The 7,096-nt window shown below is 66.5% G+C and carries 8 protein-coding genes and 1 tRNA gene; 3 read left to right on the forward strand and 6 right to left on the reverse strand.

The features are described 5' to 3' along the window. Positions 1–90 precede the first annotated feature (90 nt). From ACLQ2O_RS37165 to ACLQ2O_RS37175, 3 genes are read right to left on the reverse strand one after another with little or no spacing between them, the layout of a single operon-like run. Positions 91–429, reverse strand: a complete 339-nt coding sequence (locus ACLQ2O_RS37165) for a GroES family chaperonin (RefSeq protein WP_425841798.1) — start codon at positions 427–429, stop codon at positions 91–93. Next, on the reverse strand, positions 426–689 hold the full coding sequence (locus tag ACLQ2O_RS37170) for a DUF3618 domain-containing protein (RefSeq protein ID WP_425841801.1): 264 nt from the start codon (positions 687–689) through the stop codon (positions 426–428). The genes ACLQ2O_RS37165 and ACLQ2O_RS37170 overlap by 4 nt, the downstream gene beginning before the upstream one ends. 45 nt (positions 690–734) lie before the next feature. Next, the gene (locus ACLQ2O_RS37175) at positions 735–1,778 is read right to left on the reverse strand and encodes a glucose 1-dehydrogenase (RefSeq protein WP_425841804.1); all 1,044 of its coding nucleotides are present in this window, start codon (positions 1,776–1,778) and stop codon (positions 735–737) included. A gap of 160 nt (positions 1,779–1,938) precedes the next feature. On the opposite strand from ACLQ2O_RS37175, the gene bcp reads away from it, so the two are divergent. From bcp to ACLQ2O_RS37190, 3 genes are all read left to right on the forward strand, one after another. Next, positions 1,939–2,406, forward strand: coding sequence for a thioredoxin-dependent thiol peroxidase (bcp, locus tag ACLQ2O_RS37180; protein WP_425841806.1), 468 nt, complete (start codon positions 1,939–1,941; stop codon positions 2,404–2,406). Between the two features lie 329 nt (positions 2,407–2,735). Then, the gene (locus ACLQ2O_RS37185; RefSeq protein ID WP_425841808.1) at positions 2,736–4,367 is read left to right on the forward strand and encodes a VWA domain-containing protein; all 1,632 of its coding nucleotides are present in this window, start codon (positions 2,736–2,738) and stop codon (positions 4,365–4,367) included. A gap of 42 nt (positions 4,368–4,409) precedes the next feature. Then, positions 4,410–4,490: transfer RNA gene (locus ACLQ2O_RS37190), tRNA-Leu, on the forward strand. 176 nt (positions 4,491–4,666) lie between these two features. On the opposite strand, the gene ACLQ2O_RS37195 is transcribed toward ACLQ2O_RS37190, so the two are convergent. The 3 genes from ACLQ2O_RS37195 to ACLQ2O_RS37205 are packed head-to-tail and all read right to left on the reverse strand — an operon-like array spanning position 4,667 to position 6,726. Continuing rightward, positions 4,667–5,128, reverse strand: coding sequence for a deaminase (locus ACLQ2O_RS37195; protein ID WP_425841811.1), 462 nt, complete (start codon positions 5,126–5,128; stop codon positions 4,667–4,669). Further along, on the reverse strand, positions 5,121–5,816 hold the full coding sequence (locus tag ACLQ2O_RS37200) for a RibD family protein (protein ID WP_425841814.1): 696 nt from the start codon (positions 5,814–5,816) through the stop codon (positions 5,121–5,123). The genes ACLQ2O_RS37195 and ACLQ2O_RS37200 overlap by 8 nt, the downstream gene beginning before the upstream one ends. Further along, on the reverse strand, positions 5,803–6,726 hold the full coding sequence (locus tag ACLQ2O_RS37205; protein ID WP_425841817.1) for a hypothetical protein: 924 nt from the start codon (positions 6,724–6,726) through the stop codon (positions 5,803–5,805). The genes ACLQ2O_RS37200 and ACLQ2O_RS37205 overlap by 14 nt, the downstream gene beginning before the upstream one ends. Between the last annotated feature and the right edge of the window lie 370 nt (positions 6,727–7,096).

The following is a 7,096-nucleotide window of genomic DNA, read 5'->3' on the forward strand; positions in this document are numbered from 1 at the left end:
AACGCGGGCGAAGCCCGCGAGCCCGGGGCGGCCGGGCTCATCGTCCCCTCCTTCTCCGGGGGCGAGGCGGGCGAAGCCCGCGAGCCCGAGTTAGAGGTAAAGCCCGGTCTGGCCGTCCTCGAGGCGGTTGGCGGCGACCGCGTGCAGGTCGCGCTCGCGCAGCAGCACGTAGTCGTCGCCGCGGACCTCCACCTCGGCCCGGTCCTCCGGGTCGAACAGGACCCGGTCGTGCACCTCGACCGTGCGCACGTTGGCCCCGACCGCGACCACCTTGGCCCACGCCAGCCGGCGCCCCATCTGGGCGGTCGCCGGGATCAGGATCCCGGCCGAGGACTTGCGCTCCCCCTCGACCTCCAGCGAGACCAGGACCCGGTCGTGCAGCATCCGGATCGGCAGCTTGTCGTCGGACAGGCCCTTGCGAGGGGTCACCGGCGGCCCACCAGCTTGCGGATCATCACCAGTACGCCGACCACGCCGACGACAGCAGCGCCGACAGCGACCAGCTTCTGCGTCCGCAGCTCACCGCGCTCGTCGAAGACCTGCGCCTTCGCCTGCTCGACCTGCCGCTTGGCGACGTTCTTCGGGCTCGTGCGGTCGACCAGCTCGTCCACGGTCGCGGCCAGTCGTGCACGGGTGGCGGCGATCTCCGCCTCGATCTGCTCGGTACCACGAGCTTGCGTGTCCGACACCTGTCCTCCTCGTTACTGACCGGCAACTGATCCCATCCTCGCAGGTCAGGCCCGCAGGTCCACGACCACCTTGATGTCGTCGGGCTTCTTGGTCAGCGCACTGGGCCAGTCCGACAGCGGAACAGTCCTGGTGATCAGCCGCTCCAGCCAGCTCTTGTCAGCCGCCAGCAGCACGTCCACCGCGTCGGCGTAGTGCCGCTTGGCCGCGTTGACCGTCCCGACCAGCGCTGCGTTCCGTACGACGAGCTGCCGCACCAGAGCGTCCATCTGAACGTCGATGCTCGCCGGACCGGGCGAGATACCTGCCAGGCACATCACCCCAGCAGGCGCGAGCAGCTTGGCGGCCTCCACCACGACCGGTCCGGCGCCAGTGGCCTCGATGACCACGTCCGGCTGGACCTGGAGCTCACTAAGGTCAGTAAGGAAGGTCCCACCCAGGTCCCGTACCAGCTGCGGCTTGGGCCCCTCGTCAGAGCGGTCCAGCACGTGTACGTCGTACCCACGCTGCGCGGCAACCAGTGCGGCAAGCAGTCCGATCGGCCCGGCCCCAGTGACAAGCACCTGCTTCGGTTCGTACCAGGACCGCCCACCAACATGGTCCACCTGCTCCCACGCCTTGGTGAGGATGCTCGCGGGCTCTACCAGTACGCCGAGCCGCCCGAGCTCAGCGGGCACCCGTACGGCGAAGTAGGGGTCGACCCGCCACCGCTCAGCGCCGTACCCGTCGTCACCCTTGATCCCGCGCTCGGTGTAGAGCCCGTTGCGGCAGAAGTCCCACTCACCCCGAGCGCACGCCGGACAGGGCTCCGGATCGGGCCGCCGCACGATCCCCGCGACCAGGTCCCCGCTGGAGAAGCCGGAGCCAGGCGGAGCCTTCAGCACCTGGCCCAGCGACTCATGACCGAGCACCAGCCGGTCCGCACCGGCCCGACCGCTCCCGAACTCACCAGCGACCAGCTCGAGGTCGGTGCCGCAGATGCCGGCCAGCACTCCTTCGACAAGCATCGTGCCGTCGGCCTCGGGCGGTTCGGCGACCTCGCCGACGGACGCAGACCCAGCCTTGCCCGGTACCACCGTCATCGCCCGCATGCGCACACTCCACTCCTGCCCGGTCCCCGCGCGCAAGCCCCCTCGCCGTACCTCATCGTTGTCCCACCCGTCACAGGAGCCCCTCGCGCCGCTGCTCCCGGCGTACGGCAGAATGTCGGACAATCACCCAGCCGTGCCGTTGCCGAGGAAGGACCCCGTCATGTCCGAGCGCTTGTCCGTCGGCGACGCCGCACCCGAGTTCACCCTGCCCGACGCGGACGGCAACGAGGTCGCGCTGCGCGACCTGCGCGGCAAGAACGTGATCGTCTACTTCTACCCGGCCGCGATGACGCCGGGCTGTACCAAGCAGGCCTGCGACTTCCGCGACTCCCTCGACTCGCTGGCCGCGGCCGGGTACACGGTGCTCGGGATCTCGCCGGACAAGCCGGCCAAGCTGCAGAAGTTCCGTGAGCGCGACGGCGTGACCTTCCCGCTGCTCAGCGACCCGGACAAGGAGGTCCTCACGGCGTACGGGGCCTTCGGCGAGAAGACGATGTACGGCAAGAAGGTGACCGGGGTGATCCGCTCGACCTTCGTCGTCGACGGCGAGGGCAAGATCGCGGTCGCGCAGTACAACGTGAAGGCCACCGGGCACGTCGCCAAGCTGCGCCGCGATCTCGGTCTCTGAGACGCCGCGATCGGCTCGGCGAAGGGAAACCTTCGAAGGTTTCATGGGAGTGGTCCATGGAACGGTCGTTTGAGCAAATCTGTGCTGTGATCTGGATCACAGCCCGCTCGGAGCGGATCGGAGTCCTCGCACTACTCAGCGTGATTTTTCGGGCTCGGCTGAGGAGTAGCCGTACTCCGGAAGGCTCCCGCGTTCGATGACGACCTGATTCCGGTGCGGTCACGGCGGTCGGCGACCTTGGCCCTGACCAGTGCAAACCGGGTAATCTGCGCGCGCAGTCTGCCTCTGGGAGGGAGGGACCTGCCGCGATGGGAAAACATTCCTCTGCGGTGACGCGAAGTGACAACAACCGGCGACCGGTGTACTTGACCGCTGTCGGTCTCTTGGTGCTCTCGCTGGGTGCCGTGTTCGTGGTCCGCTCCTTCGGATCCGAGTCCGGCGCCGACGGTTTGCTGGGCGGTAAGTGCGACGACCCGACCCAGGTCAAGCTCAGCACGACGCCCGAGTTCCAGCCTCAGCTGGACCAGGCGACCAAGGCTTTGATGGCCAAGGGCGGTGAGGACGGGAACCCCTGTCTGCAGTTCACCATCACCGCCGCGCAGTCCTCGTCGGTCGCCCAGGAGCTTTCCAGCGGCAACGAAAGCCGGCCCGACCTGTGGGTGCCGGACTCGTCGCTGTGGGTGGGCCGCGCCGACGACGGCGAGTCGATCCCGAGCATCGCGGTCCCGTCACTAGCCACGTCACCCCTGGTCCTGGTCGGCCGCAACGAGAACTTCGCGAACACCTCGTCGTGGCTCGGTCTCTTCGCCGCCACCCAGCCGGCCGTGCTCGACCCGCTGAAACAGGCCTCCGGCGCGCTCGCGCTGCTGGCGATCCAGGCCGAACGAGCCAAGACCTCGGCCTCGAACAGCCAGGTCGCCAAGGTGCTGGTACCGCTCGCGCAGCGGCTCGGGTCGATGCCGAAGCAGTACACCGAGGTGAACGGACCGCTCAGCCGCGCGACCTCCGACGGCAGCCCGGTCGTCGTACCGATGTCCGAGCAGGCGTTCGTCAAGTACCAGGACGAGAACCCGGCGGCCCAGATCAAGGCGATCGTGCCGCGTACCGGGACGCTGCTGATGGACTACCCGGTCGTCGTCACCGCCAAGAGCAACACCGAGGCGGTCACCGACGCCGGCCGCGCCCTGGGCGAGCAGATGCTGACGGACGCGGTCGACACGTCCCGTGACGACGCCGGCTTCCGCGACGCCCTGATGAGCCCGCTCGGCGAAGGCCGCGGCGTCGGTGACATCACGCAGCTGACCAAGCCGACCGCCAGCGCGATCGAGAAGGCCCTCCAGAGCTGGACGACGCTGTCCCTGTCGGCCCACTCGCTGGCCGTCATCGACGTCTCGGGCTCGATGGCCGAAAAGGTCCCCGGCAGCGCCAAGACCCGGATGCAGCTGACCATCGAGGCAGCCGGCAACGGCCTCAAGCTGTTCCCGGACTCGGCCGAACTAGGCCTGTGGGTGTTCTCCACGAAGATCGGCCCGGAGCAGGCCGACTTCAGGAAGCTCGTCCCGATCGGCAAGCTGACCCCGGGCCACCGGCAGCAGATGATCAGCAACCTCACCACCCAGTCGGCCCGCGTCGGCGGTGGTACCGGCCTGTACGACACGGCGATCGCCGCCGTACGGGAGGTACGCAGCCAGTACAACTCCGGCGCCGTCAACACCGTCCTGCTCTTCACCGACGGCAAGAACGACGACCCCGGCAGCATGAGCCTCGACAAGGCCCTGCAGACCCTCGACGGCCTGAAGGACCCGGCCCGCCCGGTCCGCATCATCGCCCTCGGCATCGGCCCCGACGCGGACGAGACCGAGCTCAAGCGCCTGGCCCAGGCCACCGGCGGCCAGAGCTACGTGGCCCGCAACCCCACGGACCTCCAGGACGTCTTCATCGACGCCCTGCAGAACCGCTGACACCGGTTGCTCCCTAGGATGACCTCCTGGGGAGCAACCCCAGCCAGAGTGGTGGAACGGCAGACACGCCGGCTTTAGGTGCCGGTGCCCTCGGGCGTGCGGGTTCAAGTCCCGCCTCTGGCACCCAGGTACAACAGGCAAACCCGACAACCAGGCAAACGCAGGTCGGGAAAACCAACAGCAACAACAGAAGAGAAGCAAGCAAGAAAAAGAACTGAAGTACATAAACATAAGTACAAAAGACAAAAATTAGTTGGGTGGTCTGTGGCTGAGGCCGCCTGTCAACTTGAGGTCGGCGACTACTTCGAGCCCGACCCCATCAGATGTGCGTTGATCTCGATGACCAGGTCCGCCAGCTGAGGTAGGTGGACGACGGTGACTTCCGCCTCGCGGAGCTTCTCGTCCCCCTCGCCGTCGACGAACAGCACAGGTTCCCGCCAGGCGTAGACCACCCGCGGAATCCCCGCATCGATGATCAGCTCCGAGCATGTTCGCGGCCTTGACGCACGCTTGCTACACGGCTCGAGGGAGCTGTAGATCGTCGCTTCGTGCAGGCGCCGATCATCGACCGGAAGCTTACTGAGTGCGGCTTCCTCCGCGTGGACATGTGGGTCCCCCTCTCGGGAGTAGCCCGTCGAAAGAACCTGTCCATCCGCTCCCAGAATGACCGCGCCGACCGAGAAGGCCGTGGCGGAGACCGGACAAGAACGGGACAGCTCGATGGACTCCCGCAGCCAGCGGAGATCGTCGTGCTCAGACATCGGCACCCCGCTTCGGAAGGTACCGGAGAAGCACTACATCTCCGATTTGCCGAACCTCCGCCAGGTTCATTCGATGGCCGGAGTCTTGCGGGAACAACGCCTCGCCTACGAACCGCGGGGCCTGCCGGTCGCCAACGAGAAAGGGCGCCACCACCAGCTGGAGCTCATCCACCAGACCGGCCGAAAGGAACTGCGTATGAACTGTTCCACCGCCCTCGACCATGAGGCGCCGGACACCGCGCGCGGCGAGGTCGTCGAGGACGATATTCAGATCGATGGGATCACCGGCAGCGACTACGTCACTGACCTCGCCGACAGCCCCCTCGACATGGGCGAGCGCCGCCGACGGCGCGTACACCACTTTTGTCACGTCGCCGGCTGCGAAGAAACTCGCAGCCGGATCCAGCTCTCCCTTGGAGGTCAGGGTGATCTTGATAGGCGACTCAGATTTTCCCTCCGCGACTCTGGCGTGCCTGCGTTCCTGGGAGCGAACCAGGAGACGTGGGTTGTCCCTGCGGATGGTGTTCGCGCCGACCAGAATCGCGTCGACTCCCGCGCGCACCTCGTCGACTCGATCGAAATCTTCGTCGTTCGAGAGCAGTAGCCGCTGGTCGGAGTTGTCATCGATATAGCCGTCCACCGATGCCGCGACGGACAGCAGGACGTACGGACGGTCAGGCACTCGCATCTCCTAGGTTCGACTGGACGAGATGATCGATCATCTCGACGAAATCATCGGATATCTGTTCGATGTCGGTTGCGCTGGCCCCGGACGACAGACTGGCGCACTGGCGCAGCGCAGCAAGGTAGTCGCCTTCCAACCAATCACTGCGGGACTCGCTTCTCAGCAACTGGTGCAGCACTGCGGAAGCCGTTCCCCCGCTGGCTCCCAGCGGAAGGATCTGCTTGCCCATCGCCAGGGCCAGGTCCGTCTCTGCGCGAGTGCCCGGTCCACCACCTATGACTACGACACAAGCGGCGTCGGCGATGACGTTGCGGCGGCCGAAGATGGCGACGGCGCCACGCAGGCCGGGAGGTTGGTAGTGGTCAGCGATGTGTGTCATCACCTCGATGCCGACTCCAACCGGGCCGTGGTTGACCCGCAGCCGGCGGATCATCACCAGTCGCGCGAGGGATCGGACCGCCGCGTCGACCACACGATCCTCGACTCCTTCGCTCCGGCTTCCGCAGATAGCGATGCGGGGACTTGACGGGCCGGAGCCATCCAGGCGCCTACGCCCGGAACTCGCGCCGGCCAGCTCGCGTTCGTCCCGGACCGACGTGACAAGAGCATCGGCCGGCGCCAGACCCATCAGCATTCGGGCATCGTCCGGCAACTGCATACCTTCGGCGATCCGGGTCAGCACACCGATATCGGTGACCTGCCCAAGTCTGGTGCCGCGCACCCAGTTCGAGATGTCGGACCGGTCGTGCTCGGTCAGCAAGGCCAACTGGGTTTGGGTGCAGTCGGCGAACGTTGACAGGTACGTTCGCAGCAAGTTGCCGATATCTCGACGCGCCAACGCTGTCTGGACCGCCTGCTCCCTCCAGAAGGACGCCGGAACGCTCCCGGGATCGAACATCTTCCGCCGGGTCAACAGCCGCTCCGAGGACGCTTCGTCACATACCGAGAGTAGCTGGATGGAGCCATCCCGTGGGACCGGTCCACGGTCTCAGTCGATTTCGAAAGCGAGAGACCCGCACGACCATTGAGTCATCGACCCAACAAGGGAGGTGAGACGAATGGATTTCGACGACTTCTTCGTCGGTGAAGGTGTTCTGGGAGTTCCCGAACCCGCCGACGAGTACGGGCGCAAGATGCCCGGTCACCAGGATGCGAACGGCGATCACTGCAACTGACGACGGTGGGCCACGGCGCACCGCGCCGTGGCCCACCGACGGCAAGGAGCTGACTGAATGTTGCGTCTGCGAATACGGGCCAGCGATCTTGGTGGCTCGTGGCGACAA

The sequence above is a fragment of the Kribbella sp. DT2 genome, assembly GCF_049844575.1.
Classification (GTDB): Bacteria; Actinomycetota; Actinomycetes; order Propionibacteriales; family Kribbellaceae; genus Kribbella.